Source organism: Pseudomonas chlororaphis subsp. piscium, assembly GCF_003850345.1.
GTDB classification, from domain to species: Bacteria; Pseudomonadota; Gammaproteobacteria; order Pseudomonadales; family Pseudomonadaceae; genus Aquipseudomonas; species Aquipseudomonas piscium.
Window position 1 is genome coordinate 4947667 of the sequence record NZ_CP027707.1, and the last position, 26998, is coordinate 4974664.

The window sequence follows — 26998 nt, forward strand, 5'->3', positions numbered from 1 at the left end:
AGGACAGCGGGTTGGACGCGCCCCTGACCTGGACCCGAGGCGACCTTGAAAGCGACATTTCTCCTGCGCCGCCCCCCCTTATGCCGCCCCCTCCGCCTCCTGCTTCTGCGGCCAGCGCAGTGCCGTCCCTCCCCCTCCTCCCCTATGGTCCACTGATTGACAGCGTGGCCAGGGAGTACCACCTCGACCCAGGTTTGCTGCACGCCATGATTCACGTGGAGTCCCGGTATCAACAGGGCGCTGTTTCAAATAAAGGCGCGGTCGGCCTGATGCAAGTCATGCCCCTCACAGGCGCGCGATTTGGCTACACCAACCTGAGCAACGCACCTGACAACCTGCGCGCCGGCGCGGCCTACCTGAGATGGCTGCTCGATCATTTCGATCACAACCTGGAACTGTCCATCGCCGCCTACAACGCAGGAGAAGGCGCGATAAAAAAGTACGGCCGGGAAATTCCGCCTTACCCCGAAACCCAGACTTATGTCACTCGCGTCATGGCCCGCTACCGGGAAAACACCATGGGGTTTTCTGCTCCTGACCAGGCGCGCCAACCCGAAGTCCGCGCAACGGAAAATCCATCGACAGCCCTACGCAGTGCCGCGGTGTTCTTACACACCCTGGGCTCACTGCTGTTGGCTTCGCCGGAACACAAGGATGGATAAAAGCAACAAACAACATGGCTGGCATTGAGCTGGGAGCAGCGCCCCGCGCCATAGCGAAACTGAATGGCCAGCCTCCACGAGCAGTCGAAAGTAACAGCTAACGTAAGAGGAAATCCCCCATGCTGACTCCGAGTCATTCGCTACCCAACCTGCACGCCGCCAGTCGTCCCCATGAATTGTCCGAGAACGAAAACCCCTCTGAAAAAAAAACCAACTCAGCCAACTCCGGAATATTTGCGTACAACACATCAGCAGCCATGCTGTGCAAGGTCGATGATGCCTCCCATCGACTTGCACAAGACGCGCCTTGCTCGCTGAACGGCAGCACGTTGGAGTTATTGAGTTTGACGCTGGTCAAGGATAAGGACTGGCCCGTCGATGTGCCCCTGGTCTGGAAACATGATGCCGATACCCGGCCCTATACGGCATTTGTCCCCGGGGAGGGAAAATGCTGGGTGGATGTCGGGATGTTATCCGCGGATCAACAAAAACAGAGTATTGAGATATGCCATGACGGCAAGGATAACTACTCGGCAAGCAAATCCGGAGAGGTCTGGGCAGCCTGCGGCGAAGATGCTTTTTTTAAAACGATGCTGGCCGTCAAAGGGGATGTCTCTGTAGATGCGATCAGTGACAAACAAGCCGCCGAGTTTCGCAAGCAGTTGGCTAGCAATGCCCTTGAACAGCGCACCGTGCTGGGAGCGCTGTGGCAAGAGGGACTCCATGACCCTGTGAAACTGGAGGGTGCAGGCGCTGTCACTGCTGCCAAAAACATCAAGAGCCCTGTGAATGCCGTGCCTATCAATCTGGAGCGCAATCCGCGCTGGATCAATCCCGAGACCAGGCCGGCCTGTAAATACTCCCCGGTCAAAGTAGGCGATCTGCCGCATAAAGACGCCATTAAAAGCACTCGGGAAGACGCGATTAAAAGTATGCAGGCGGTTCTTGATAAGCGGATTGATACCTGCAGAGAGCTTGCCATGGACCGCGCAATACCCAGTACTGGCAGTTGGTTTTCATTTGTCAGGGGCCCGCAGTTACATGAGCCGCATCTGAACAAGGGCACTGTTCCGGCACTGGTCATCAGTGGCGGAAGTGCCAACAAGCTGAGTGCAGACCTCAGTAAGGACTACAGCCTGGCATGGCACCCGAAAAACATGACGAATGAGCATGGCACGCATGCCGAGCCTGTCTATCTTCTTGTTCACAAGCTCGATTACCCGACCTATGCCTCGACGATGAAAGAGCTGCTTGAACAGTACCCGAATCTGCATCTGGTCGGTTGGGATGGAGGAAAGTTGACAGGGTTTGGTGCTGCGCGAGCATCGGCCCTGGCCTTTGCCGATTCCCTTTCGTATCGCCCTGAAAGAGTCATGATGATCGATCAGGATGTTGTAAAGACGGAACAGACCCGACATACCAACCCAAGGGTGCGAACTGCAGTAGAAGGTCTGCACCAGACAAGCCATCAGCCGATTGCCGGCTACGGTATTGGTTACCCAGCGCGACAGTCGCCTCCCACATCTTTCGGAGAAACACTCCCGCCCACGCCAGCGGATCTGAACGGGCCAGCGGAACAGTTCGTTTCAATCAAGGCACCGTTTCGCAAGCAATGGGAGGATGGCATTTACCCTCCTTATATGGTTGCAGGTGGCGAAGACATGTTGATGAGCAAGGAACTCGGCCTGAGCAAAGATGGGCGCAATACGGTTTTGCCAGAAGAAAGAATCATCAAGAAGGAGCTGAAGGGGCCAGCAGACACCCCGAATGTCTACTGGAACGAAGGCCGCACCCAGACCCTCAAGGCGCTCTTCGAAGCGGAGAAGAATACCTGGGTGGAATTCGAAGAGCAGAAAATGAGCTTGGATGATCTGCTGCATAAGTTCAAAGACAATGGATGGATCGCTTCACACCCGAGCGTTGAGTCTTACAACGTTTCGGCCTGTGTCATTGAACGTATTATTTTGCGGCTGAACAATGAATTGACTAAGGAGGCGCAGCAAAAGTAATCCATTGCTCCCAATGCCAATCAAGCGCAATCCACACAGGAACGGGCCTGTTTGCGGTATATCGGTAACCCTTGATAGCCACCGATACTCCCTCTTCGCGAGCAGGCTCGCTTGTATGGCAGGCGTTACAGGACGAAGGGCCAAGGTCATGACTTGGCCCGGTAATACTCGGCCATTGCTTCTCCGGCAATGTCACCAGCAGCAAAAGAAACGCCAACACGCCAAGGAGGCTAACCGTCTAAGACTCTTGTATTTCGGCTTTTCTCCAAGTGAAGCTGAAGTATTCCCTCACTAGAAATCACTTCATAACCCCATTCAAATAAGCGGTACATTCCTCACTCATCCGCGCTACACAATTATTAACTATCGTTATATGAGCAGGCCGCCCCACCTCTACTTCAAACGCTTCCAGCTCACAATTAGCATCACGATATTTCAACCATGCACGCTGCGCCCCTTAAGCTTCTCCAAATACAAGCCACCCAGTTCAGAGCTCGTTGTATATTGGCTTCGGACCTGACTTATAAGCTCTTTATAGCTTTAATTTAATCTAGCATCCGCACTATCCTTTCTTTCTTTTACACACGGACCAACCTGAGCTCTTAATTTAATATTGTCGCACTCCCCACCTATAGCCAAATATGCCAATAGCACGAGAAAAATAAATTTTATAAAACTATAAAAAACCCTTACCATCAATTACACCTTGAACAACTAATCCAAAACCCGTCATTCCCCATTGAATTCGCGCCACTACCAAACCAAGCTTAGTTACCATCTTATAATTGCCACTGAGAAACGACCCCACAGCAAGTTCAACCATTCACCAAAAGTCCAACCATAAAATAGATAGATATTTTTCTACTCATCAACAGACTCGAGAATCTCTTTCAGACTCAGTACATCCGACTCATAAAAATCATTACATTGAGAAACGACTACAACCCCCTTTCTCGTCTCTTTCTCAAGTGTGCTACATATTAGTCCGACCCCTTCTCCTCCCCCGGACCCGCTATATACAACATTCTTCATATCTAGTAGCCTCCAACCCTTCTGAGCAACTTTAAGCCTTGCCGCCTTTGAGGCATTGGAAAATTCAATAATCGCTTCAGGATAAGGAAGAACAATCAGGCGACTATAGGCCGAGGTGATATCTGCCCTCATACCTACCTCTTTCATTACATCCTCTCGACTTTCTCCACTCACAATAAATGTAGGAAGCTTCTCAAGATCTGTAGCGTAGGGGGAAAGTCCACTTGGAATTAGTTTTAGTATGACCACCCCACTTTCATTCTGGCAGCTGGCAATCTCTAGCTTTTTATTCGGAGCTTTGAGTTGACATTGCTGGTCTGCAGCTAGTAGAGATCTTGAAGAAAGCACTAGAAATACAAGACCTAACGCCACAGACAATCGTTTATACTTTGTCATTTAATGCCTCCCAAATAGGCTCAAGCGCCTGTTGCCTTTCAGTATTGTGGTTCGGAGTTCCATTGGGGTTTCCCAAGTTAATTATAGAACCGACCACCCTCGAAGTCTCTGCGCTTGAGCCTTGATCTGCACGTCTGTTGATTCTCTCTCTAGACCAGAAAAAACCAGATGCGTCACAGGCATTATAATCATCTGAAGAGAGCAACGCAGGATTGGGATCCGATGTAAAATTTTTACCTCGATATTTTTCATAACTTTTATAATTTCGCCTCCCTGTAATTTGCAGGAATCCCCGACCATGAAACCTGTTGCCATCCCCAACCATCCCACCATTCGATGAGTTAGCAATCCCATTATCCATCCCCGCAGCCTTTGCTGCTATTTGACTTGGTCGTGCTGCTACGTAATTGGGGCGGTTGATTGTCGGCTTAGGGCGCGGCCCGGGATTAGGCAATTCAACTGGGCGTCGACCGGACGGCAGGTTGCGCTGCAAACTTACGGCTCTATCATAGTCCTCTCCAGCTTCAACTGGGGTAATGACTTCATACATAGTTCGAAAATATCGCTCATTCCCAATCTCTTCTCGGTATTGCCACCAACCTGTTTCCACACCAACTTGCGCAAAAAAATGGGCCACCCGGAGTTTTGAACTACTAATCAAATACTTTGCTAGCATTTTATTCGTTTGCATTCTTAGGCCAGCCGCCCGCTGCCTTCCGGTTGCGGGAGCCTGTTTAAGTATTATTAAAAGCTCGTCATTGCTAAACCATCCACACTTCCTAAACACACGGATAAACTCGACCGGATGAAAATGCCAATGCTTGCTATCAATACCCACTAGATCTGCCTGCTCCCAGAAGGCCAAAGAACTCTGATAAGCCTTTAACTTGTCGTATTTATCCTGCGACATCGGCCCACCATCCGACACTTTAAGCAACCACTCATAACGAGCATCAAAGTCACTCAGCGCCCATTCAGTTGGAAACTTACAAACCAACCGCTTTATTTGTTTTTGTATATCTGGCAAGCTAAGCCGCGACATGCTCAACTCATGTTCGTTCGAGTATCGTTCAGATAATTGCTGTTTTTCTTCTTGGGAATGGGCCGCATACCCTGGAGACTTCGCAATACTTACCGTATCATTATTACTTGACTGCACTGTATCTTGACCCAGCTCCAGCAAACTTCTGATAAACGGTGACTGACAATGGCTATCGGTATCCACATCATCATCGATCAGCCTCCAACCTTGCCATTGAGGGAAATCAGCATCGCTGAACTTAGCCACGGTCGGGGCGTTTAAATTGACCCAACCTACTTTGCTCTGCTCTCCTGCCTTACCAGGAAACTTGATCTGCCGCCAGTGGGCAGCGTCGGCAGGTTGCAGGGTATCCGACCCTAGTAACCGACCAAAGCGTAATAGTTCATAGCCAGCGCTAGGGGATTGTGGATAAAGTCGTTTGGCGATGGTGTAGAGGTTGTGCTCGTAATCAGCTTCTTCAGGTTGCGCACCTATTTCTACGCCACTCACGTAAAAAGACGTAAGAGTGCACTGTCCCCTCTCATAGTTCATACGAACAAAGATACCTTGCTGTAACTGCGAGGCCACCGCCCACTCGTAGCCGTCCACCGTAGAAGGGAAACTTGCGGAAGGGGAAGGACTGCCTGCCTCTTGAACTGGTGCGTTGGTGGGCATGGCTGGGCAGCGATAGACGACGGGGGCGTTATTCTGGGGTTGGCGACGATCACCGGGGGCCGTTCCATACAGCAGTACTTCCGGCGGAACAAAGAAGTACATGTCCCCCCAACAACTGTCTGTTCGACCGTTATTTGACTGATAGTCAAGGTCGTGGGTAGCCCTCCCCACCAGATGAGCTATCTGACTCTGATCCGCCACAATTTCAAAATGAATGCGGCCCTTTTCACCATAAATGCTGCCAGCCTCACCAATGTTGTCTTTTCGGCGAATGGTCATACCTACTTGAGGCTGGCTCAGGTTGATCTTCGATAGATGCATGTAGATTGAATAAAAAACGACTGTCGATTGAGCCCCCTCTCCAATCTCGGTCTCATGACGCAACACTATGCAGCCATTATCGGTCCAGCCTCGCCGGAAACGCAGCGGATGATCTGCATCCGCTACCTCAGCCTCGGGACTCCTAAAATAGGCGAGCTTGCCATCAGCAATGGCCCTGACAGGTAGAAAATTCTCGTTCTCTTGTGGAGAACTTAGATGGACTCCGCCGTGCCAATTGAGATCAAAACTCAGCGGAAAACCACCATCACCAGGCACACCGCCAACCATGGCGCGCTCAAGGAACGCCTCATCGGTTTCTCCTGTAACAGGAGCAGGAAGAAAAGGAGGGCCGATAATCATCTTGAAGGGTCCTTGTCCATGTTGACGCTCGTTATTTCGCTCATAGAGAGAATGGATAATCGAAGGTCGGCTTAACCTTCTCTGGCACCGCATTCACCAACGCCTCATCCATCAAACTCCCCGCGTTATCCTTATCCGCCGCACCCGGCAACGTCGGCGGCTTGATGCCGATCCCAGTGCCACTCCCCGCCGATCCCCCGGCATTGATCTTCACCACCGGCCCCACCACCGTGACACCGCCGGCATCCAGCTTGATAAAACTCCCCCCGGCCTTGATCGTCAGTTCGCTGCCCGCCTCGATTACCATCTTGGCGCCGGCCTTGAGGTGGATTTCCTGGCCGGCTTTGGTCAGTTGCGCGGTGCCGAGTTTGATGTGCTGGTTTTCGCCCACGGTCAGGTGGTCGTCGACGCGGGTTTCGGTTTTGCGGTCGGCGTGGGTGATGCGGTGTTCTTCGGCCTTGAGTTCGGTGTAGGTGTTCTTCTCCACGGTGTCGTGGCGTTCGTGGCCGATACGGATTTTCTGGTCGTGCTCGATGTTTTCGTCCCAGTCGCGCTGGGCGTGGATGAAGATCTGCTCGGCGCCTTTTTTGTCTTCGATGCGCAGTTCGTTGTAGCCCGCGCCGCCGGGGGAGCTCATGGACTTGAACACCGTGCGGGTCTTATTCGCCGGCAAGGCGTAAGGCACCGGGTGTTCCTTGTGGTACAGGCAGCCGGTGATCAGCGGCTGGTCGGGGTCGCCTTCGAGGAAGGTCACCAGTACTTCCATGCCGATGCGCGGGATGACGATGGCGCCGTAGCTGTCGCCGGCCCAGCTGGAGGACACGCGCAGCCAGCAACTGGTCTTGTCGTCGGCCGCACCGATGCGGTCCCAGTGGAATTGCACCTTGACCCGGCCGTACTGGTCGCAGTGGATTTCTTCGCCCTTGGGGCCGGTGACCACCGCGGTCTGGCTGCCCAGCACGCGCGGTTTCGGGTGGTTCAGGGCCGGACGGTAGAACACCTGCCAGGGCGTGGCGAGGAAGCGGTTGCGGTAGCCCTGGTGGAAGTCGTCCTTGTTGTCGGTGGTGTCGCTGGTCACCGACTCTTCCAGCACCTGTGGCTGCTTGCCTTCGTGGACGATATGGGTCAGCAGCCACAGGTCGTTCCATTCGCTGCGCGGGTGCTCGGACAGCTCCAGGAAGTGGCCGCTGACCAGTCGTGTCTGGTCGCCCCAGCCTTCGGCCTGCTGGTAGTCGGCGCGGTGGCGCTCGAGGGCGCGCTGGCTGAGGAACTTGCCGCGCGCGCGGTCGGTGAAACGGCCCGGGTAGTCGTAGTCTTCCAGGTCCGGTTCTTCGCTTTCGACCTCGGGTTTACAGGCCGCTTCCAGCTGCAGGCGCGGCTTCTCGAAGTCGTAGTCGCGGCGGGTAGTGCGGCGGGTGCGGGTTTCCAGGCGCAGGTTGAAGCCCTTGATCACCGGTTCGTCAGCGACCATGCCGCTGCCCTGGATATAAGCGGTGGGCTGGCCGAGCTTGGGGAACACCGTCTGGTCGTCGCCGAACACCAGCAGGTGGCCTTGCGGGCTGTGCTGGAAGTGGTAATGCAGGCCTTCCTCTTCGCACAGGCGCTGGATGAAATGCAGGTCGGTTTCGTCGTACTGCACGCAGTAGTCGCGGTCCGGGCACGGAGTGCCGAGCTGGAACCGGTAGGCGTTGCCCTGGATGCCGTGTTCTTCGAGGATCAGGGCGATGATCTTCGGCGCCGACAGCTGCTGATAGATGCGCTGGTTGGTGCGGTGTTCGAGGTAGGCCAGTTGCGGCACCAGCGACACCTTGTAGCGGGTCAGGCGCTTGCCGGCATCGCCCTGGGCCACGCGGTAGATCTGGCCGTGGATGCCACTGGCGCTCTCTTTAGCAGAAGCATGCTCAAAGGCCAAAAACGCCTGCTTGTGCAGCAGCGTCTCCAGGTCCAGGTCGGGGTTCTCGCTGACCAGTTCCAGATCGAAACGGAACGGCTGGCTGATGCCTTCGATCCCTTCGAAAGACAGCACCTACAAGTCACCCTGAAAGTCGTCGACCGTCAGGCTGAAGTGGGTTTCATTGGCTTTGTTGAACATCCTTTGTTCCTTTGGACTGCGACATAGCGCGAGCTCTTGTGCGCGGACTTGATGTCAGCGCAACTCGCTTTTGGCCTGGCTACATCCGGATTCGGCCAAGCTGAACAGCCGAGCCAGGCTAGCAAGTCACCAACGGCATTGATCTAGGAGTCGTCCTAAACCTCTAGGAAAGAATTGGAAGAAGGCATCAGCTTTTTCAGAGAATGACTGCCCCCCATCCAGTGCCTGAACGGATGAAAGGAACTTTCTCATTCCAAAACCGCAGCGAAATCACGAATCGGCATGCATCGCTGCCTGTCTTGCATAACCGCGCGTACAGCGGATGAAAGTGATTTGTTCCAGATCGCCGATATCGCCTCGCTGCTGCTGAGCGATGGTGTAGCGTTGCTGGATGTTGCTCAGGGTAAGACGATGCAAGGGGCGCAGGCGGGTCGGCTCTAAGCGCTTGAGGCCCCTCCCGATATCTTCTGCGACAGCCTGTTGCAGGCATTAAAAAAGCCCCTGGATCTTTTGATTCAGGGGCTTTGGTATGAGGGGCGTCCAGATACAGCGCGTTATCGTTGACGTTCATCGCGGGCAAGCCTCGCTCCTACGGAAGCACCATTGTCTGTAGGAGCGAGGCTTGCCCGCGATGCGATCTGACAGCCACCGCAATCAGAGCGTCCAGGCCCCGGCCTCGGCAAAAAATGCCCGCGCGTTGTCTTCCAGGCTTTCCAGGTGATAGCCGCCCTCCTGCACGATCAAACACGGCAGGCCGAGGCTGCGGATGCGTTCGCCGAGGCGAGCGAAACCGGCGCGGGTCACTGCCACTTTGCTTTGTGGGTCGAGTTCGTAGATGTCGAAGCCCAGGGACAGCACCAGCACTTGCGCGTCGAAGGTCTTTACCGCCGCCAGGGCGGTTTCCAGTTGGGCGAGGAAATCGGCTTCGCTGGCGCCGTGTGCCATCGGTAGGTTGAGGTTGTAGCCCAGCCCCGCGCCGCTGCCGCGCTCGTCGGCGAAACCGGCGACGCCCGGGTAGAAGTTGGTCGGGTCGCCGTGCACCGAGACGTACAGCACGTCGTTGCGCTCGTAGAAGATTTCCTGGATGCCCTGGCCGTGGTGCATGTCAGTGTCCAGCACCGCGACCCGGGCGAACTTCTCGCGCAGCACCTGGGCGGCGATCGCCGCGTTGTTCAAGTAGCAGAAGCCGCCAGCCGCTTCGGCCCGGGCGTGATGGCCCGGCGGGCGGCACAGGGCGTAGGCCGCCGGCTCGCCATCGAGCAAGGCCCGGGCGCCGGCAATCGCGCTTTGCGCCGACCAGTAGGCCGAACGCCAGGTCAGCTCGCCCACCGGGCAGCTGCCATCGGCCAGGTAACGCGCGGCCTGGGCGAGGATGCCGCGCAGGGCGTTGGGTTCGCGGACGAAGATGTTCGACATCACCTCCTCGCCCCAGTCCTCGGGAATTTCCTTCCAGCGCTGGTGGGCTTCCTTGAGAAACTGCAGGTACGCCGCGCCGTGCACCGCCAGCAGCGGCTCCAGGCCGGCATCCTCCGGTTGCACGACCTCGAAGCCCAAAGAATGCGCGGCCTGGGCCAGGCGCTGGGCGCGCTCGGGCACTTCCTGGGGCGTGCGCATCTGGCCGCGGGAGTAATAGCTGCGCGGATGGTGCAGCAGCTGTTCGGGGTGGAAAAAACTGCGCATGACCTTCTCCTTATGCAACCTGGCCGGCGCGGGCCAGCACGGCGTTGAGCAATACGTCGGTGCCCTGGCGCACGTCCTCGGGCAGTACGTCTTCGGCTTCGTTGTGGCTCAGGCCGCCGACGCAAGGGATGAAGACCATGGCCGTCGGGCAGAACCGCGCCAGATGAATCGCGTCATGGCCGGCGCCGCTGACGATCGATTGTTGAGCGTAGCCCAGGCCGTCCACCGCCTGCTGCACCGCCGCCACGCAGTCGGCATCGAAGGGCGTGGCCGGGCTGATCCAGTGCGGGCTGATGGTCACCTTCAGCTGGCGTTGTTCGGCGATGGCACCAAGCCGCGCGCGCACTTCCTGTTCCATGGCGGCGATGGCGCTGTCGCGGTGATGCCGCAGGTCGACAGTGAACTGCAACAGGCCCGGAATAGTGTTGCGCGAGGACTTGGCGATGCCCAGTTCGCCGACGGTGGTCAGGCCCTCGGGGGCGAAATCCGTGGCCAGGGTTTCGATCGCCAGGATCATCTGCGCGGCGCCGTAGAGGGCGTCCTTGCGCAGCGGCATGGGCGTGGTGCCGGCATGGGCCGCCATGCCTTCGACCTGCACGTCGAGCCAGCGGATCGCCTGGCCGCCGCTGACCACGCCGATGCTCTTGGCGTTGTCCTCGAGGATCGGCCCCTGTTCGATATGCGCCTCGAAATAGGCATCCACCGCCCCGCCCAGGGGCCGCGTGCCGGCGTAGCCGGTGGCGTGCAGCGCCTCGGCGACGCTGATGCCGTCGGCGTCGCGCACCGCCAGGGCGGTCTCCAGGTCCATGATCCCGGTGAACACCGCCGAGCCGAACATGGCCGGGGTGAAACGCGCGCCCTCCTCGTTGGTCCACACCGCCACTTCCAGCGGCTTGCGGGTCTGGATTTGCAGATCGTTGAGGCGGTGCACCACCTCCAGGCCGGCGAGCACGCCGTACACACCATCGAAGCGCCCGCCTTCGGGCTGGGTGTCGAGGTGGCTGCCCATCATCACCGGGGCGGCGTTGGGGTCGCTGCCCGGACGGCGGGCAAACAGGTTGCCGATGGGGTCGAGGCTCAGGCTCATGCCGGCCTCCAGGCACCAGCGGGCGAACAACTCGCGCCCGGCCTTGTCGTCCTCGCTCAGGGCCAGGCGGCAGCTGCCGCCACGGGCGGTTGCGCCAATTTCGGCCATGGCCATCAGGCTCGCCCACAGGCGTTCACCGTTGATCTTCAACATGCTTCGGTTCTCCGGATTCGATAAAAGCTCAAGCCATTTCCAGGCGGTGTGCAGCGGCATGCCGGCGGGCCAGGGCCAGCACGCACAGCAGCGAGACGGTCGCGATCAGGCTGTAGAACAGCGCCATCGGCCACCACTGGCCGGCGAACCGGTGGGCCAGCCAGGTGCCGATCAGCGGCGTCAGGCCACCGGCCACGGCGCCGCAGACCTGATAGGCCAGGGAGATCGCGGTGTAGCGCACGCGGGTCTCGAACATGCCGCTGACGTAGCCGGCGATCACCGCGTAGAAGGACGCCATGCACACCACCGCCAGGGCGATGCCGATAATGATCAGCGGCGCCTGGCCGCTGCTCACCAGCACGAACATCGGGTAGGGCGAAGCCATGGCCAGCAACGACACCAGGCACAGGAAACGCGTGGCGCCGAGCTTCTCGGCGGTCCAGGCCGCCAGTGGCTGGATGCAGAACTGGATGATCGCCACCACGAACAGGCATTCCAGGATCAGCGAGCGCGGCAACCCCAGTTGCTGGGTGCTGTAGGCGATCATGAAGGTGTTGGTGAAATACACCCCGGCGATGCCCAGGGTGTTGGCGCCGATGCACAGCAGCAGTGGGCGCCAGGCGCTTTGCAGCACTTCCATCACCGGCGCCTGCTCCTTGCGCTGGGCCTTGTGTGCCTGTTCGCGGCTGGCGAGGAATTCCGGCGACTCATTGACCCCCAGGCGAATCGCCAGGCCCACCACCAGCAACAGCGCGCTGGCCAGGAACGGCAAGCGCCAGCCCCAGCTCATCAAGTCTTCTTCGGGCAGGCGGGTGACCGCGCTGAAGGCCAGCAGCGACAGGATCAACCCGGCCGGGCTGCCCAGCTGGGCGAAGGAAGCGAAAAAGTTGCGCCGGCCCTTGGGCGCATGCTCGCCGGCCATCAACACCGCCCCACCCCACTCGCCACCGACGGCGATGCCCTGGACGATGCGCAGCAGGATCAGCAACACCGGCGCCACCGCACCGATCTGTGCATAAGTCGGCAGCAGACCGATGCACACCGTGACCACGCCCATCATCAGCAGGGTGATCACCAGGGACTTCTTGCGCCCGATGCGGTCGCCGATATGGCCGAACACGATGCCGCCCAATGGCCGGGCGAAGAAGCCCACGGCGAAGGTGCCGAAAGCCGCCATGGTGCTGAACAGTTTGTCGTCGGAGGGGAAGAACAAGGCGCCGAACACCAGCGCCGCGGCGGTGGCGTAGATGTAGAAGTCGTACCACTCGATCATGGTGCCGATAAAGGCGGCGGCGGCCGCACGGCGCGGCTGGGGCGAAGCTGAAGGCTTCATGGATCGTGCTCCTTTGATTATTTTTCTGGCAGGAGAGAACGGGAACGCAGAGGCGCTCTGGCGGCGTCTGTCTGGGAGGGATTTATCGTCGCGGGCCTATAATTAGTCAATTTTCTATTTATTATGCTGATTATTACTGCGGCTTATTATCAGCCCTGTCCTTCGACCCAGAGCCCCGCGCCATGTCCAACCGCCTGCCCGACCGCCTGCTCAACGACCGCCTGGACTGGAACCTGCTGCGCACTTTCCGGGTGATCGGCCAGGAGCTGAGCATCAGCCGCGCGGCCGCCCGCCTGCACCTGACCCAGCCGGCCGTGAGCCAGGCCCTCAAGCGCCTGGAAGAACAATTGGGCCGCCAGTTGATCGCCCGGCGCGGGCCACGCTTTGCCCTGACCGAAGTCGGCGAGCAGATCTTCCACCTGGCCGGCGAGATCTACGGCCAGATGTCCCAGGTCAGCGGCGTGCTGGAGCAGCCGGCCGACGAGGTGATCGGCAAGGTGCGCCTGCTGATGATCAGCCGGATCTTTTCCGAGCGTTTCGATGACTTCCTCGCCGACTTCCATCGCCAGCATCCGCGGGTCGACCTGGAGATCGAGGTGATGCGCAGTTCGGACATCGTCAGCGCCCTGCAGGAGAAAACCGCGACCCTCGGCCTGAGCCTCAACCGCCGGCCCCAGCCACGCCTGGAACAGCGGCTGTTCCTGCGCCAGCGCTATGCGTTTTTCTGTGGCAAGCACCATGGGCTGTTCGGCCAGCAGAAGGTGGCCGAAGGGGATTTGCAGCGGGAGAATTTCGTCAGCTTCACCAGCGACCAGATCGGCGGCATGCTCTCGCCGCTGACCATCTTTCGCGACCAGCAGGGTTTCAGCGGGCGCATCGTCGCCTCGTCGCCGAGCCTGGAGGAAGTGCGGCGCCTGGTGATCGCCGGCTACGGCATCGGCTGCCTGCCCGAGCATGTGGTGGCGGCCGATGTCGAAGCCGGGCTGCTGTGGCGCCTGCCGCCCCACGAAGGCATCGCCGACGTCGACATCCATCTGCTGTGGAACCGCGAACAGCGCATGAGCCGCGCCGAGACGGTCTTTATCGAAGCCTTGCAGGCCTGCCTGGGCGCTCAGTAACCCTGGGCCCTGTCCACCTCGTTCAACAGCGGATCGCCGGCTTGCAGGCGCAGCAGGTTGTCCGCCACCTGTTCGGCGATGCAATCGTGGGAGGCCGCCGAGGCCATGTGCGGGGTGATGGTGACCCCGGGGGTGGTCCACAGCGGATGCTCAGCCGGCAAGGGTTCCTGCTCGAACACATCGAGCAAGGCGCCGCGCAATTGGCCGCTGGCCAGGGCATGTTGCAAGTCGTCGAGGTTGAGGTGGCCACCCCGCCCGACGTTGACCAGCGCCGCGCCGCGGGCCAGCCGGGCAAAGCTGTCTCGCCCGAGAATGCCGCGGGTCTCGGCAGTCAGCGGCAACAGGTTGATCAGCAGTTCCACTTCATCGAGAAAGGGCTCCAGTTGCCCCGGCCCGACGAAGGTCTGTACCCCTACCAGGCTCTTGGGGCTGCGAGCCCAGCCACGCACGTCGTAGCCGGCGACGGCCAGGTCGAGGGCGATGGCGCTGCCCAGGGAACCCAGGCCCATGACCCCGACCTTGAACTGCCGCGCCGGCCGTTGCAGCGGCCGCTCCCAGTGCCGTTCGCGCTGCTGCTCCAACACCTGGTCGAAGCCGCGGTGATAGTGGATCACCGCCCAGCGCAGGTACTCGGTCATGCCCTGGCGGTGCCCCGGGTCCACCACCCGGCATATCGGCAGGTCCGGGCATGAAGGGTCGTGTTCCAGATGGTCGATACCCGCCGCCACCGAATGAATCACTTGCAGATTGGGCAAGCGCCCCAGGCTGTCGGCGGGTGGAAACCAGCAAGCGGCCATTGGCGCCTGAGCGGCACGCGGGTCGTCGGCCAGCACCGCCTGCACCTGTGGCGCACAGCGGGCGAAGGCGGCCTGCAGTTGCTTGAGCAACAGGCTGTCGCGGGACAGCAGCACCACGATGCTCATGACAGATAGGACTCGCGCTGGGATTCGATCAGGGTCAGGGCGGCCTCCCAGGCCAGCTCGATGATGTTGTCGGCATCGTCGCGCTCGAACTGTTCGGCGGTGTGGGCGCAGACCTCGGGAGACGGGTAGTTCAGCTCGCAACCGCCGGCCAGCGCCTGGACCTGGGCCTGGCAGGCGCGCTCGAGGAAATGGATCTCCTGGAAGGCATGGGCGACGCTGGCGCCGCCCACCAGCAGGCCGTGGTTGCGCAGGATCATCGCCTTGTGCGGGCCGAGGTCGGCGATCAGGCGCTCGCGCTCGTCCAGTGACAGGGCGATGCCTTCATAGGTGTGGTAGGCCAGCTTGCCGTAGAACTTCAGCGCATGCTGGCTGATGGGCAGCAGGCCCTGCTTCTGCGCGGCCACCGCCATGCCGGCGGCGGTGTGGGTGTGGATCACGCAGTTGAGGTCCGGGCGTGCCATGTGGATCGCCGAGTGAATGACGAAGCCGGCGGCGTTGACCCGGTGCCCGGCGTAATGCGGGTCGACGATGCGCCCTTGCTGGTCGATGCGCACCAGGTCGCTGGCACGCATGCGGTCGAAGATCACCCCGTAGCGGTTGATCAAAAAGTGATGCTCCGGCCCTGGAATGCGCAGGGTGATGTGGGTGTCGATCAGGTCGGTCATGCGAAAGTGCGCGACCAGTCGATACAGGGCCGCCAGCTCGCAGCGGGCCTGCCATTCAATCGGGCTCATGTGTTCAGGTTTGCTCACGAATACACCTCTTGGGCAGCGTGGTGGACGGTAGGGTTGGCGCGCAGCCGGGCCAGGCCGCAGACGCCGATCAATGACAGGGCCGACAACAGGCTGAAGAACACCGCCAGCGGCAGCCACTGCCCGGAAAACTTACTGGCCAGCAAAGTACCGATCAGCGGCGTGCTGCCACCGGCGACCGCGCAGGCCAGTTGATAGGCGATGGAGATCCCCGAGTAGCGCAGGTGCACCGGGAAAGCCTGGGTCATGTAGCCGGCGATCACTGCGTACAGCGCCGAGAGAATCACCACCGCCAGGGCGATGCCGAGGGTCATCAGCCCAATGTTCTGGGTGCCGACCAACAGGAACATCGGGTACGGCGTGACCATGCACAGCAGCGCCACCCACTTGAGGAAACGCCCTTCGCCGATACGCTCGGCCAGCAACGCGGAGACCGGCTGGGACAGCAGCTGGATGATCGTCACCAGGAACAGGCAATCGAGAATAGTCGCCCGGGAAATGCCCTGGTACTGGGTCACGTAAGTAATCATAAAGGTGTTGGTGAAGAAGAAGCCGGCCGAGCCGATGGTCACCGCGGCGGCGGCGAACAGGATCTGCTTCCAGCAGCTGCGCAACACTTCCATCACCGGGTACTGGGCGGTTTCATTGTTGTCCCGGGCCTTGGCGAACTCCGGCGACTCGTGCACGCCGGAGCGGATCATCAGGCCGAACATCATCAGCACGCCGCTGGCGAGGAACGGCAGGCGCCAACCCCAATCGAGGAAGTCCTGCTGGTCCAGGCTGGTCACCAGGCGGAAGGCGATCAACGCCAGCAGCAGGCCGGCCGGACTGCCGAGCTGGGCGAAGGAGGCGTAGAAGGTCTTGCGCTTGGCCGGGGCATGTTCGCTGGCCATCAGCACTGCCCCGCCCCACTCGCCGCCCACGGAAATGCCCTGGATGATGCGCAGCACGATCAGGCTGACGGGCGCCCAGATGCCGACGCTGGCATAGCTGGGCAGCAGGCCGATGCCGCTGGTGGCCAGGCCCATCAGTGCCATGGTTACCAGCAGCATTTTCTTGCGCCCGAGGCGATCGCCGAGGTGGCCGAACACCATGCCGGCCATGGGCCGGGCGATGAAGCCCACGGCGAAGCTGCCGAAGGCCGCCAGGGTGCTCATCACCGGGTCGCTGCTGGGAAAGAACACCTGACCGAGGACCAGGGCCGCGGCCGTGGCATAGATGTAGAAGTCGTAGAACTCGATGGTCGTGCCAATAAAGGCCGCCGCCGCGGCTCGGCGCGGTTGAGGGGTGGTGTGCATGCAAGGACCCTGTGTATTTGTAGTTTTGGGCAGGTGCTGAAGGCTGGTCACGCGGCGCTCTGTGGCGCTTGTGGGCTTTATCGCCGCCGTGCCAGGATTAGTCAATTTTCAAATCCTTATCTTTGCTATTAGCACAGCTACTAGATGGAGCCGCCATGCCCACACCGCTCTCCACCTCCAACCCCTGGGTCGGTCGGCGTTTCCTCAACGATCGCCTGGACTGGAACCTGCTGCGCACCTACCTGGTGATCGGCCAGGAAGGCAGCATGAGCCGCGCCGCCGCGCGCCTGCACATCACCCAGTCGGCGGTCAGCCAGGCGCTCAAGCGCCTGGAGGAACAGCTCGACTGCGTGTTGATCGCCCGCAGTGGACGGCGCTTCGAGTTGACGGAAACCGGGGAGGAAGTGCTGCGCATCGCCACCGATATCTACGGCGATATCTCGCGCCTGGGCACCGTGGTGGAGAGCCGCAACGACGACGTGGTGGGCAAGATCCGCATCCTCACCGTCAGCGGTGTGCAGGCGCCGCATTACGATGAGTTCCTCGCCGATTTCCATGAGGCCCACCCGAAAATCGAGCTGGAAGTCGAGGTGATGGGCAGCTCGGACATCATCAGTTCACTGTTGCAAAAGACTGCGACCCTGGGGGTCGGGTTGGGTCGCCTTCCGCAACCCAGGCTGGAACAGCGGGTGCTGTTTCGCGAGCGTTATGCCTACTTCTGCGGCCAGCGCCACCGGCTGTTCGGCCAGCAAGGCCTGACCCTGCAACAGCTGGCCAACGAGAACTTCGTCAGCTTCACCAGCGACCAGTTGGGGGGCAACCTGTCACCGCTGACGCTGTTTCGCGACCAGCAGGGCTTTACCGGCAAGATCGTCGCCTCCTCCACCAGTTTCGAAGAGATTTATCGGCTGATCTGCGCAGGGTTCGGTATCGGCTGCCTGCCGATCCACCTGGTCCGGCGGGATGTCGAGCAAGGGCTGCTCTGGCGTTTGCCGCCGGACGAGGGTGTGGTGGATTTCGATATCCAGCTGCTGTGGCACCGGGAACAGAAGATGAGCCAGGCCGAAATCCTGTTTCTGGACAGCATCCAGCACATGCTCAGCATTCGTGAGCAGGTGCCGGACAGCCTGATGTTCAAATGACTCAGGCGTGGGGAACGTCCGGCCCCTTGCCGGGACTGGCGTATTGCGGCTTCAGGTGGCCTTGCTGATCGAGCAGCCAGGCATCCATGACCTGACGGACCACGGGGCCTGCGACCCGGCCGCCGGCCTCGCCGTTTTCGATCATCACCGCCACCACGATCTGCGGGTGCTCGGCCGGCGCGAAACCGACGAACAGGGCATTGTCGCGATGACGCTCACGGGTCTTGAGCCGGTCGTAGCGCTCGCCCTGCTTGATCGCCACCACCTGCGCCGTACCGCTCTTGCCGGCGATGCGGTATTGCGCGCCGGCCGCAGCGTCGCGCGCAGTGCCTCGGGGCGCGTGCATCACCATCTGCATGCCGTGGCTGACCAGCTCCCAGTCGACCGGGTCCTTGAGCTGGATGTTCGGCATCGGGTGTTCGTCCACCGGCGCTACGCCATCGACGGTCTTGGCCAGATGAGGACGGTTCCACACGCCCTTGTTGGCAATCAGCGCCGTCGCCTGGGCCAACTGCAGCGGCGTGACCTGCATATACCCTTGGCCAATGCCGAGAATCACCGTCTCGCCGGGGAACCACGGCTGGCGCCGGGTAGCGCGCTTCCAGGCCTGGGATGGCATCAGTCCTGGCGCTTCCTCGAACATGTCCAGGGAGACTTTCTCGCCCAGGCCGAACATCGCCAGGTAATCGTGCAGGCGATCGATACCGAGCTTGTGCGCCAGGTCGTAGAAGTAGGTGTCGTTGGAACGCATGATCGCCGCGTCCAGGTCCACCCAGCCATCGCCGCTGTGGTTCCAGTTACGGTATTTGTGGTCGACGTCCGGCAGTTGGTAGTAACCCGGATCGAATACCCGGGTCGAGGCGTTGACCACCCCGGAGTCCAGCCCGGCGATCGCCACTTCCGGCTTGATGGTCGAACCCGGCGCATACAGGCCGCGCAGCACACGGTTGAACAGCGGCCGGTCGATGGAGTCGCGTAACGCGCTGTACTCCTTGAAGCTGATGCCGGTGACGAACAGGTTCGGGTCGAAGCTCGGCTTGCTGACCATGGCCAGCACTTCGCCGGTCTGTGGATCGAGGGCCACCACCGAACCCCGGCGGTCGCCCAGGGCCGCCTCGGCTGCCTCCTGCAACTTCACGTCGAGGCTGAGCACGATGTTTTTCCCTGGGACAGGATCGGTGTGCTTGAGCACCCGCATGACCCGGCCCTGGGCGTTGGTTTCCACCTCTTCATAGCCGACATGGCCATGCAGCTCGGACTCGTAGAACCGCTCGATCCCAGTCTTGCCGATCGACTGGGTACCGCGGTATTCCACCGAATCCAGGACCTTGGCTTCCTTCTCGTTGATGCGCCCGACATAGCCGATGGAATGGGCGAAGTGCGCGCCCATCGGATAGTGCCGCACGAACTGCGCCTCGACCTCCAGCCCCGGCAAGCGATACTCGTTGACCGCCAGTACGGCGATCTGCTCTTCGGTCAGCTCATAGAACAGGGTGACCGGCACGAACGGATGACGTGACTGCTTCAGCGCCTTGTCGAACAGGGCGCGCTCTTCGGCGGGCAGGTGCAACAGGCTGATCACCTGGTCCAGCTCACCCTTCAAGTCAGTGGTGCGTTCGCGGGTGATGGTCAGGTTGAAACTGGGGCGGTTGTCGGCCAGCAACACGCCGTTGCGGTCGTAGATCAGCCCGCGAGTCGGGGTGATGGGCAGCACGTGCACGCGATTGTTTTCGGAGACGGTCGAGTGATAGTCGAACTCGACCACCTGCAGGAAGTACAGGCGCCCGATCAGGGTGCAGGTGATGGCGACCACCAATAGCGCGCAGGCCAACAGTCTTTTGTTGACCAGGCGCGTCTCTTTTTCGTGGTCCTTGATCGGTATCGGTTCAGGCATTGCTACAGCTTCTCGTGGAATAGTGAACGCTGATCCGTGCGGGTGAATGTCAGTCCCTTGAAAAACGAGCTGCACCATAGCAAAACCGTCCAGGCGCTTTCATGAAGAATGCCCGGTGGTGGCTGTAGAGAGCATTTCTGTAGGCCGGGCCTAGGGATACGACTGCCAGGTGATCCCTGGAACCGTCTTGCCATGGACGAGATGCACGCCAGGATTTTCTACGCGCAAAAACAAAACCCCAATTGCTTTCGCAATTGGGGTTTCGGAATTTAATCTTGACGATGACCTACTCTCACATGGGGAAACCCCACACTACCATCGGCGATGCATCGTTTCACTACTGAGTTCGGGATGGGATCAGGTGGTTCCAATGCTCTATGGTCGTCAAGAAATTCGGTGTGCCGATTCGTCTTTCGACGCTTCAGCAAATTGGGTATGCGATAGTTTGTGTGTTTTCTCGAACTTTCGGTTCGTTTCGTCTTCACACACCGCAACTTGCTTCTAAGCAAATTGCTTGGGTGTTATATGGTCAAGCCTCACGGGCAATTAGTATTGGTTAGCTCAACGCCTCACAGCGCTTACACACCCAACCTATCAACGTCGTAGTCTTCGACGGCCCTTCAGGGAACTCAAGGTTCCAGTGAGATCTCATCTTGAGGCAAGTTTCCCGCTTAGATGCTTTCAGCGGTTATCTTTTCCGAACATAGCTACCCGGCAATGCCACTGGCGTGACAACCGGAACACCAGAGGTTCGTCCACTCCGGTCCTCTCGTACTAGGAGCAGCCCCTCTCAAATCTCAAACGTCCACGGCAGATAGGGACCGAACTGTCTCACGACGTTCTAAACCCAGCTCGCGTACCACTTTAAATGGCGAACAGCCATACCCTTGGGACCGGCTTCAGCCCCAGGATGTGATGAGCCGACATCGAGGTGCCAAACACCGCCGTCGATATGAACTCTTGGGCGGTATCAGCCTGTTATCCCCGGAGTACCTTTTATCCGTTGAGCGATGGCCCTTCCATACAGAACCACCGGATCACTAAGACCTACTTTCGTACCTGCTCGACGTGTCTGTCTCGCAGTCAAGCGCGCTTTTGCCTTTATACTCTACGACCGATTTCCGACCGGTCTGAGCGCACCTTCGTACTCCTCCGTTACTCTTTAGGAGGAGACCGCCCCAGTCAAACTACCCACCATACACTGTCCTCGATCCGGATAACGGACCTGAGTTAGAACCTCAAAGTTGCCAGGGTGGTATTTCAAGGATGGCTCCACGCGAACTGGCGTCCACGCTTCAAAGCCTCCCACCTATCCTACACAAGCAAATTCAAAGTCCAGTGCAAAGCTATAGTAAAGGTTCACGGGGTCTTTCCGTCTAGCCGCGGATACACTGCATCTTCACAGCGATTTCAATTTCACTGAGTCTCGGGTGGAGACAGCGCCGCCATCGTTACGCCATTCGTGCAGGTCGGAACTTACCCGACAAGGAATTTCGCTACCTTAGGACCGTTATAGTTACGGCCGCCGTTTACCGGGGCTTCGATCAAGAGCTTCGCGTTAGCTAACCCCATCAATTAACCTTCCGGCACCGGGCAGGCGTCACACCCTATACGTCCACTTTCGTGTTTGCAGAGTGCTGTGTTTTTAATAAACAGTCGCAGCGGCCTGGTATCTTCGACCGGCATGGGCTTACGGAGCAAGTCCTTCACCCTCACCGGCGCACCTTCTCCCGAAGTTACGGTGCCATTTTGCCTAGTTCCTTCACCCGAGTTCTCTCAAGCGCCTTGGTATTCTCTACCCAACCACCTGTGTCGGTTTGGGGTACGGTTCCTAGTTATCTGAAGCTTAGAAGCTTTTCTTGGAAGCATGGCATCAACCACTTCGTCACCTAAAAGGTAACTCGTCATCAGCTCTCGGCCTTAGAATCCCGGATTTACCTAAGATTCCAGCCTACCACCTTAAACTTGGACAACCAACGCCAAGCTGGCCTAGCCTTCTCCGTCCCTCCATCGCAATAACTAGAAGTACAGGAATATTAACCTGTTTTCCATCGACTACGCTTTTCAGCCTCGCCTTAGGGACCGACTAACCCTGCGTCGATTAACGTTGCGCAGGAAACCTTGGTCTTTCGGCGTGGGTGTTTTTCACACCCATTGTCGTTACTCATGTCAGCATTCGCACTTCTGATACCTCCAGCAAGCTTCTCAACTCACCTTCACAGGCTTACAGAACGCTCCTCTACCGCATCACTTACGTGATACCCGTAGCTTCGGTGTATGGTTTGAGCCCCGTTACATCTTCCGCGCAGGCCGACTCGACTAGTGAGCTATTACGCTTTCTTTAAAGGGTGGCTGCTTCTAAGCCAACCTCCTAGCTGTCTAAGCCTTCCCACATCGTTTCCCACTTAACCATAACTTTGGGACCTTAGCTGACGGTCTGGGTTGTTTCCCTTTTCACGACGGACGTTAGCACCCGCCGTGTGTCTCCCATGCTCGGCACTTGTAGGTATTCGGAGTTTGCATCGGTTTGGTAAGTCGGGATGACCCCCTAGCCGAAACAGTGCTCTACCCCCTACAGTGATACATGAGGCGCTACCTAAATAGCTTTCGAGGAGAACCAGCTATCTCCGAGCTTGATTAGCCTTTCACTCCGATCCACAGGTCATCCGCTAACTTTTCAACGGTAGTCGGTTCGGTCCTCCAGTCAGTGTTACCTAACCTTCAACCTGCCCATGGATAGATCGCCCGGTTTCGGGTCTATACCCAGCGACTAAACGCCCTATTAAGACTCGCTTTCGCTACGCCTCCCCTATTCGGTTAAGCTCGCCACTGAATATAAGTCGCTGACCCATTATACAAAAGGTACGCAGTCACAGAACAAAGTCTGCTCCCACTGCTTGTACGCATACGGTTTCAGGATCTATTTCACTCCCCTCTCCGGGGTTCTTTTCGCCTTTCCCTCACGGTACTAGTTCACTATCGGTCAGTCAGTAGTATTTAGCCTTGGAGGATGGTCCCCCCATATTCAGACAAAGTTTCTCGTGCTCCGTCCTACTCGATTTCATGACTAAGAGATTTTCGCGTACAGGGCTATCACCCACTATGGCCGCACTTTCCAGAGCGTTCCGCTAATCTCAAAGCCACTTAAGGGCTAGTCCCCGTTCGCTCGCCACTACTAAGGGAATCTCGGTTGATTTCTTTTCCTCAGGGTACTTAGATGTTTCAGTTCCCCTGGTTCGCCTCTTGCACCTATGTATTCAGTACAAGATAACCATCTTATGATGGCTGGGTTCCCCCATTCAGACATCTCCGGATCAAAGTCTGTTTGCCGACTCCCCGAAGCTTTTCGCAGGCTACCACGTCTTTCATCGCCTCTGACTGCCAAGGCATCCACCGTATGCGCTTCTTCACTTGACCATATAACCCCAAGCAATCTGGTTATACTATGAAGACGACATTCGCCGAAAATTCGCGATTAAACTCACAAATTTTACCTTAGCCTGAATAAACACCAGTGAAAGTGCTATCCAGTCTATCTTTCTATCACATACCCAAATTTTTAAAGAACGATTCTGATAAAGATCAGAAATCAACATTCATCGCCGTTTTGGCGGAATGCTCATTTCTAAGCTTTAAACGATGGAGACCAATCTGTAATGGTGGAGCCAAGCGGGATCGAACCGCTGACCTCCTGCGTGCAAGGCAGGCGCTCTCCCAGCTGAGCTATGGCCCCGTATCGCTACAGGGTGCACCAGTAATTGGTGGGTCTGGGCAGATTCGAACTGCCGACCTCACCCTTATCAGGGGTGCGCTCTAACCAACTGAGCTACAGACCCAATCGTCTTCTTCAATGAATCAAGCAATTCGTGTGGGAGCTTATGAAGCAGCTGATGTCGTCGATTAAGGAGGTGATCCAGCCGCAGGTTCCCCTACGGCTACCTTGTTACGACTTCACCCCAGTCATGAATCACACCGTGGTAACCGTCCTCCCGAAGGTTAGACTAGCTACTTCTGGTGCAACCCACTCCCATGGTGTGACGGGCGGTGTGTACAAGGCCCGGGAACGTATTCACCGCGACATTCTGATTCGCGATTACTAGCGATTCCGACTTCACGCAGTCGAGTTGCAGACTGCGATCCGGACTACGATCGGTTTTATGGGATTAGCTCCACCTCGCGGCTTGGCAACCCTCTGTACCGACCATTGTAGCACGTGTGTAGCCCAGGCCGTAAGGGCCATGATGACTTGACGTCATCCCCACCTTCCTCCGGTTTGTCACCGGCAGTCTCCTTAGAGTGCCCACCATTACGTGCTGGTAACTAAGGACAAGGGTTGCGCTCGTTACGGGACTTAACCCAACATCTCACGACACGAGCTGACGACAGCCATGCAGCACCTGTCTCAATGTTCCCGAAGGCACCAATCCATCTCTGGAAAGTTCATTGGATGTCAAGGCCTGGTAAGGTTCTTCGCGTTGCTTCGAATTAAACCACATGCTCCACCGCTTGTGCGGGCCCCCGTCAATTCATTTGAGTTTTAACCTTGCGGCCGTACTCCCCAGGCGGTCAACTTAATGCGTTAGCTGCGCCACTAAGAGCTCAAGGCTCCCAACGGCTAGTTGACATCGTTTACGGCGTGGACTACCAGGGTATCTAATCCTGTTTGCTCCCCACGCTTTCGCACCTCAGTGTCAGTATCAGTCCAGGTGGTCGCCTTCGCCACTGGTGTTCCTTCCTATATCTACGCATTTCACCGCTACACAGGAAATTCCACCACCCTCTACCATACTCTAGCTCGCCAGTTTTGGATGCAGTTCCCAGGTTGAGCCCGGGGATTTCACATTCAACTTAACGAACCACCTACGCGCGCTTTACGCCCAGTAATTCCGATTAACGCTTGCACCCTCTGTATTACCGCGGCTGCTGGCACAGAGTTAGCCGGTGCTTATTCTGTCGGTAACGTCAAAATACTCACGTATTAGGTAAGTACCCTTCCTCCCAACTTAAAGTGCTTTACAATCCGAAGACCTTCTTCACACACGCGGCATGGCTGGATCAGGCTTTCGCCCATTGTCCAATATTCCCCACTGCTGCCTCCCGTAGGAGTCTGGACCGTGTCTCAGTTCCAGTGTGACTGATCATCCTCTCAGACCAGTTACGGATCGTCGCCTTGGTGAGCCATTACCTCACCAACTAGCTAATCCGACCTAGGCTCATCTGATAGCGCAAGGCCCGAAGGTCCCCTGCTTTCTCCCGTAGGACGTATGCGGTATTAGCGTCCGTTTCCGAACGTTATCCCCCACTACCAGGCAGATTCCTAGGCATTACTCACCCGTCCGCCGCTCTCAAGAGAAGCAAGCTCCTCTCTACCGCTCGACTTGCATGTGTTAGGCCTGCCGCCAGCGTTCAATCTGAGCCATGATCAAACTCTTCAGTTCAAACATCTTTGGGTTTTGAGAAAACCCTAAACTTGGCTCAGCAATCGTTGGTTACATCTTTGATTTCTCGCGGAGTAACTTGTGATGCTGATAATCTTTCTGACTATCAGTCTGACTCCACAAGCACCCACACGAATTGCTTGATTCAGTTGTTAAAGAGCGGTTGGTTAAGTCTTTCGTCTCAACCGAGGCGCGCATTCTACAGCAGCCTCTGCATCTGTCAAGCGGTTATTTTAAGAAGTTTTCAAAGTTTCCTTTGCAACTTCAACCACTTGCGCTTCCGATCTCTCGTCAGCGGGAGGCGAATTCTACAGCGTTACACGCTGCTGTCAACACCTCTTTTTCTCCGCTTTCGACCGAGAAGATCGAATCGTTAATAAGGCGAAAACAAGACACCTTACCAACTCCTTCGGGCTTCGATGAACTGAAGCGTAACCGCTGTCGAAAACTGCGTAACTCATTGAATCTCAAGGAGTTTTCCGTTTCGACTGCGCCGGAAGTGGGGCGAATTATAGACCTGTAGAATCTGCCGTCAACCCCTAATTTGCCTTTTCTATCAATAACCTGCAAAAACAGACGAATCCTCCTCTATATAAGAAGAGCAGAAACACCATGAGCAATATATTGCTCAAGCGTTCTTAGTTGAGCATCATGTCGGCGCACCGAACCTACCTCCCCTGATCCGGATGATGCCTTGCCATGAATGACCAGCCCCGCAGCCTAGCCTCAACCCTGTTCCCGGTGGGACTGCTGCTTATTGCCATGGCGTCCATCCAGTCCGGTGCGTCACTGGCCAAAAGCATGTTCCCGATCGTGGGCGCGCAGGGCACCACCACGCTGCGCCTGATCTTCGCCAGCATCATCATGCTGCTTCTATTGCGCCCCTGGCGCGCCAAGCTCACCGCCAAGTCCCTGCGCACGGTCATCGTCTACGGAATGGCGCTGGGTGGAATGAACTTCCTCTTCTATATGTCGCTACGCAGCGTTCCCCTGGGAATCGCAGTGGCCCTGGAGTTCACCGGCCCGCTGGCCGTGGCCATTTATGCTTCGCGAAAAGCCATCGACTTTCTCTGGATTGCCCTGGCGATTATCGGCCTGCTGCTGTTGATCCCTACCAGCGATACGAGCGCCGGCATCGACCTGATCGGCGCGGGCTATGCCTTGGGGGCTGGTGTGTGCTGGGCGCTTTACATTCTGTTCGGGCAAAAAGCCGGAGCCGACAACGGCGTCCAGACCGCAGCACTGGGCGTAATGATCGCCGCCTTGTTCGTCGCGCCTATCGGTATCGTGCATGCCGGGGCCGCCTTGCTGACGCCCACCCTGATTCCCATCGCCATCGGTGTGGCCATTCTCTCCACCGCCCTTCCCTACAGCCTGGAGATGGTCGCCCTGACCCGAATGCCGGCGAGAACCTTCGGCACGTTGATGAGTATCGAGCCAGCTTTCGGCGCCTTGTCCGGACTACTGTTCCTCCACGAATTCCTGTCTCTCGCGCAGTGGCTGGCTATTGCCTGCATCATCCTGGCGTCAGTGGGTGCGACCCTGACCATGCGCAGCGAATCGAAACCTTTGGTTGCAGCTGATTGATTCTCGGCTGTACATAGCTCTGGTA

General features: G+C 58.0%; 16 protein-coding genes, 2 tRNA genes, 3 rRNA genes and 1 pseudogene. 6 read left to right on the forward strand and 16 right to left on the reverse strand.

Annotated elements, in window-relative coordinates; translation table 11 throughout:
- The first annotated feature begins 206 nt into the window (after positions 1 to 206).
- Both C4K38_RS32385 and C4K38_RS22150 read left to right on the forward strand, forming a co-directional pair.
- Positions 207 to 662, forward strand: a complete 456-nt coding sequence (locus C4K38_RS32385; RefSeq protein WP_231998596.1) for a lytic transglycosylase domain-containing protein — start codon at positions 207 to 209, stop codon at positions 660 to 662.
- A gap of 119 nt (positions 663 to 781) precedes the next feature.
- Positions 782 to 2671 (forward strand): hypothetical protein, encoded by a 1890-nt coding sequence (locus C4K38_RS22150; RefSeq protein ID WP_053280207.1) that lies wholly within the window; start codon positions 782 to 784, stop codon positions 2669 to 2671.
- Positions 2672 to 2969: 298 nt separating this feature from the next.
- Here C4K38_RS22150 and C4K38_RS32985 read toward each other — a convergent pair whose 3' ends face one another.
- From C4K38_RS32985 to C4K38_RS22170, 4 genes and pseudogenes are all read right to left on the reverse strand, one after another.
- Positions 2970 to 3110 (reverse strand): lysozyme inhibitor LprI family protein, encoded by a 141-nt coding sequence (locus C4K38_RS32985; RefSeq protein WP_081001573.1) that lies wholly within the window; start codon positions 3108 to 3110, stop codon positions 2970 to 2972.
- 422 nt (positions 3111 to 3532) lie between these two features.
- Positions 3533 to 4099, reverse strand: a complete 567-nt coding sequence (locus C4K38_RS22160) for a hypothetical protein (RefSeq protein WP_124345315.1) — start codon at positions 4097 to 4099, stop codon at positions 3533 to 3535.
- Positions 4086 to 6476, reverse strand: coding sequence for a M23 family metallopeptidase (locus C4K38_RS22165; protein ID WP_124345316.1), 2391 nt, complete (start codon positions 6474 to 6476; stop codon positions 4086 to 4088). The genes C4K38_RS22160 and C4K38_RS22165 overlap by 14 nt, the downstream gene beginning before the upstream one ends.
- 40 nt (positions 6477 to 6516) lie before the next feature.
- Positions 6517 to 8568: pseudogene (locus C4K38_RS22170) on the reverse strand (type VI secretion system Vgr family protein).
- 282 nt (positions 8569 to 8850) lie between these two features.
- Here C4K38_RS22170 and C4K38_RS32390 point away from each other — a divergent pair.
- Positions 8851 to 9009 (forward strand): hypothetical protein, encoded by a 159-nt coding sequence (locus tag C4K38_RS32390; protein WP_155772910.1) that lies wholly within the window; start codon positions 8851 to 8853, stop codon positions 9007 to 9009.
- A 213-nt stretch (positions 9010 to 9222) separates the two neighbouring features.
- On the opposite strand, the gene C4K38_RS22175 is transcribed toward C4K38_RS32390, so the two are convergent.
- From C4K38_RS22175 to C4K38_RS22185, 3 genes are read right to left on the reverse strand one after another with little or no spacing between them, the layout of a single operon-like run.
- Complete coding sequence (locus C4K38_RS22175; RefSeq protein WP_053280226.1) at positions 9223 to 10248, reverse strand: histone deacetylase family protein; 1026 nt, start codon at positions 10246 to 10248, stop codon at positions 9223 to 9225.
- Between the two features lie 10 nt (positions 10249 to 10258).
- Positions 10259 to 11488: a Zn-dependent hydrolase gene (locus C4K38_RS22180; protein ID WP_053280227.1), complete on the reverse strand. Its 1230-nt coding sequence runs from the start codon at positions 11486 to 11488 to the stop codon at positions 10259 to 10261.
- A 28-nt stretch (positions 11489 to 11516) separates the two neighbouring features.
- Positions 11517 to 12821, reverse strand: a complete 1305-nt coding sequence (locus C4K38_RS22185; protein WP_053280228.1) for an MFS transporter — start codon at positions 12819 to 12821, stop codon at positions 11517 to 11519.
- Positions 12822 to 13003: 182 nt separating this feature from the next.
- On the opposite strand from C4K38_RS22185, the gene C4K38_RS22190 reads away from it, so the two are divergent.
- Complete coding sequence (locus C4K38_RS22190) at positions 13004 to 13939, forward strand: LysR family transcriptional regulator (protein ID WP_053280229.1); 936 nt, start codon at positions 13004 to 13006, stop codon at positions 13937 to 13939.
- Here C4K38_RS22190 and C4K38_RS22195 read toward each other — a convergent pair.
- From C4K38_RS22195 to C4K38_RS22205, 3 genes are read right to left on the reverse strand one after another with little or no spacing between them, the layout of a single operon-like run.
- Positions 13933 to 14862, reverse strand: a complete 930-nt coding sequence (locus C4K38_RS22195) for a 2-hydroxyacid dehydrogenase (RefSeq protein ID WP_053280230.1) — start codon at positions 14860 to 14862, stop codon at positions 13933 to 13935. The two genes, C4K38_RS22190 and C4K38_RS22195, sit on opposite strands and share 7 nt — an antisense overlap.
- On the reverse strand, positions 14859 to 15614 hold the full coding sequence (locus tag C4K38_RS22200) for a class II aldolase/adducin family protein (RefSeq protein ID WP_009050034.1): 756 nt from the start codon (positions 15612 to 15614) through the stop codon (positions 14859 to 14861). Before C4K38_RS22200 ends, C4K38_RS22195 begins: the two co-directional genes overlap by 4 nt.
- The gene (locus C4K38_RS22205; RefSeq protein WP_053280231.1) at positions 15611 to 16912 is read right to left on the reverse strand and encodes an MFS transporter; all 1302 of its coding nucleotides are present in this window, start codon (positions 16910 to 16912) and stop codon (positions 15611 to 15613) included. Before C4K38_RS22205 ends, C4K38_RS22200 begins: the two co-directional genes overlap by 4 nt.
- A gap of 155 nt (positions 16913 to 17067) precedes the next feature.
- Here C4K38_RS22205 and C4K38_RS22210 point away from each other — a divergent pair, with 155 nt between their 5' ends.
- A complete protein-coding gene (locus C4K38_RS22210) occupies positions 17068 to 18054 on the forward strand; it encodes a LysR family transcriptional regulator (protein ID WP_053280232.1) in 987 nt (328 codons plus the stop codon).
- A gap of 1 nt (position 18055) precedes the next feature.
- Here the strand turns inward: C4K38_RS22210 and mrdA are convergent, their stop codons facing one another.
- The 6 genes from mrdA to C4K38_RS22240 form a co-directional block, all read right to left on the reverse strand.
- On the reverse strand, positions 18056 to 19948 hold the full coding sequence (mrdA, locus tag C4K38_RS22215; protein ID WP_053280233.1) for a penicillin-binding protein 2: 1893 nt from the start codon (positions 19946 to 19948) through the stop codon (positions 18056 to 18058).
- Positions 19949 to 20221: 273 nt separating this feature from the next.
- Positions 20222 to 20337 (reverse strand): 5S ribosomal RNA (gene rrf / locus C4K38_RS22220).
- Between the two features lie 136 nt (positions 20338 to 20473).
- Positions 20474 to 23365, reverse strand: a 23S ribosomal RNA gene (locus tag C4K38_RS22225).
- Positions 23366 to 23605: 240 nt separating this feature from the next.
- Positions 23606 to 23681 (reverse strand) — tRNA-Ala (locus C4K38_RS22230).
- A 26-nt stretch (positions 23682 to 23707) separates the two neighbouring features.
- Positions 23708 to 23784, reverse strand: a tRNA-Ile gene (locus C4K38_RS22235).
- 65 nt (positions 23785 to 23849) lie between these two features.
- A 16S ribosomal RNA gene (locus C4K38_RS22240) occupies positions 23850 to 25386 on the reverse strand.
- The 16S, 23S and 5S rRNA genes sit together here with 2 tRNA genes alongside, the layout of an rRNA operon.
- 699 nt (positions 25387 to 26085) lie before the next feature.
- Here C4K38_RS22240 and rhtA point away from each other — a divergent pair.
- Positions 26086 to 26973 (forward strand): threonine/homoserine exporter RhtA, encoded by an 888-nt coding sequence (gene rhtA / locus C4K38_RS22250; protein ID WP_053280234.1) that lies wholly within the window; start codon positions 26086 to 26088, stop codon positions 26971 to 26973.
- Positions 26974 to 26998 lie beyond the last annotated feature (25 nt).